The 2,152-nt window shown below is 42.2% G+C and carries 1 protein-coding gene; it reads right to left on the bottom strand.

Annotation, left to right across the window (positions count from 1 at the left end; genetic code table 11):
* Positions 1 to 1,974: YSIRK-type signal peptide-containing protein (locus HT721_RS11235; protein WP_240149995.1), on the bottom strand; the 1,974-nt coding region annotated here is incomplete at its 3' end.
* Positions 1,975 to 2,152 lie beyond the last annotated feature (178 nt).

Genomic DNA, 2,152 nt, shown 5'->3' on the forward strand with positions numbered 1-2,152 from the left:
TGTAACTGTCGGAGCATTCGGCTTTTCTTGTAAACCTCTCGCCATGAAGTACATCTTAGCTTCATTATACTCAAGCGTTCTCATACCCGTTCCATAATAGATTGGGGCATACGGTGTGTCTGTATGGGTTATATAAGAAATTCGTACTTCCCCTGTGTTTAAAGTGAAATGGTATAATAAATTTGTATGCTGTTTTAATCCATCTATAATTCTCTCTGATTTGTTGTAAAAATCATTGGAAACTTCTGTTCCGCTCTGCCATTTATAGAATCTACCCATAGTAGGTCCTAAGTAATAATACCCCTCAGAACCCCTAGTATCTGTAGGACTAGCACCTGTCCTCTGATTCGAAGCACCTTTTGCAATAAAATCAGTATTTGTCACATCCTTAATACTACCAAAGTTACGATTAAAATCCCCGTTTCGCCCACTAGCAGGACCATAAGTTGCAAAGTCTCCTCCCAGAGTATTTTTTATACTTTTACCCCATTCTGCATTAAAAGAATCTCTTCCGACAACGGATGACTTAGTATGTGTCCCATCTTTTCTAGTAACTGCCAGAGTCTCTGTAATAGTATGTCCTGTCGGTAAAGTAAACCAATAAAAAGCATTTTGGTGTTTGTTTTGTTTACTATTAAAAATCAAATCCCATTGAAAACGACCACTACCTAAGTTTCTAACAGTAACTTTAGCTTCCTCCAAAGCCTCTCTCACTTCTCGTAAATTTTCTTCCCGAGGTCTGTCGTTCGCTCCCCGTCTCAATGCATACAAATAAGTTTCAGCAGGCAACTCTGAGCCATCACCTTTTCGAACAATATACGCCCTTTTTGTAGTTAGCACCGTTGGTGTAGCTCTCAGGTAGGATCCTTGTTTCATTGCTTTGCCATTTAACAGGTCACGCTTTCCTGATTTTTCACGAGTAAGTGCTAAGGCAAGTTTTCTCTCCGCTTGTTTTCCTTTTTTGAGTAGTTCTTCAATTTCAGCTGGTGTTAGCTGAGGTTGCAATACACTAGCTTCAATTGATTTAACAACTTCTTCTACTCCTTCTAAAAGTTTCTTGGTCTCAGGACGTGTGATTTCATTTGCCTGTATCAGATAGGCAGACAAATCTTTTGAAAGCGTTTCTAATTTATCTTTATTCTGATTATCACTAACTTCTGGCTTTGAAAGTTCAGTTGATGGAGTGCTGACTTCTCCATTAGTTGATGATACATGATTCTCCTTTAGGACTTTTGTAACAGCTGTCTTTGGAGTTAAAACAGCCCCCTCTGGAGCAGCAAGTCCATGATTTGTCAGACCTGCTTTTTCTAAGACTGGAGGAGTTGAAACTTGAGGCGACAAAGCTTCCTTGACCCGACGAGTCAGGTCTTCCATGAGTTTGACTTGCTCATCAACCTGCGCTTGCGTCGCATTTGGGTCGTCCAAAACTGCCTTAGCTGCTGCTAGACGCGATTCCACTTCATCGTGGAGCGCTTTCATGGAGTCTAGCGTTAGATTTGCCAACAAAGTTTGCAGGGTGCTTTGGAGTGATTTAGCTTCTGTCGTTTTAGTGGCAGATGTGGGCTGGTCTTGCTCTTTTACTGCTCCTCCTTGAGAAGTTTCTTGAGCAGCTGGCTTCGTCTCTGGTTTGGTCGGAGCAAGGTCAGCTGTTTCCTGCCCCTTACTAGCGTCCTCGGTTTTAGTCTCTGGAGAGTTTGACTCCCCTGTAGACTTGTGCTCAGCCGACGATTCAGTCTGAGAGACCTTCTCTGGCTCTCCCCCATCTGAGTACTGCTTATCCTCATCTGGTGTTCCAGCAGATCCAGCAACTACATCACTGGCTGTTGCCGAAGATACCGCAGGTGCCTGCGCTTGCACCCCATTTGCAAAGAACATCAGAGCCGCAACCGCAACACTAGCAGCACCAAAATGGTATTTACGAATAGAATAACGGAAAATTTTCTCTCCATTACCATCATTCTTTTTCTTGAACATAAGTGAATCCTTTCCTCGCCTGAGAGCTTCCCCGAGCTTAGAAAGCGCGCAAAAAGCTGACAGACGATAATATATCAACTCTATACTAACACTTCTGACATACAAATCAACCCCCTCGCTGATAGTATAGAGTCAGAAAATGCAAGAAAAAAGCGACATTATATATATATATATATAT

It is taken from the genome of Streptococcus sp. 4094, from assembly GCF_013277125.1.
GTDB lineage: Bacteria > Bacillota > Bacilli > Lactobacillales > Streptococcaceae > Streptococcus.